Source organism: Pseudomonas sp. Z18(2022) (assembly GCF_036346535.1).
GTDB lineage: Bacteria > Pseudomonadota > Gammaproteobacteria > Pseudomonadales > Pseudomonadaceae > Aquipseudomonas > Aquipseudomonas yamanorum_A.
The window spans coordinates 1-205 of record NZ_JAOTOA010000088.1 but is presented as its reverse complement, the minus strand read 5'-3'; the positions used below and the strand labels follow the sequence as shown (position 1 = coordinate 205).

Below are 205 nucleotides of genomic sequence, written 5' to 3'. Positions count from 1 at the left end.
TGATAACCACGTCGGCCAAGGATTGCTGTTGCGGTATGACCGAGGGCACATCGTTGCGGTCGACTATCAGGTGCAGCGGGAACTGGACTGGGTTACCGAGCAGAACGTTGTTTCCTACAAGTACGACGACGCATGGCGATTGGTTGAGGCGACCAATGCTGTAGGCGAAAGCGAACGTTATCGGTACGACGATCAGCAGGTGATT

1 protein-coding gene is annotated in these 205 nt (G+C 54.6%); it reads left to right on the top strand.

What is annotated here, in order from left to right:
- The coding region (locus tag V3W39_RS33675; RefSeq protein WP_330214198.1) for a hypothetical protein at positions 1 to 205 on the top strand (205 nt) is incomplete at both ends.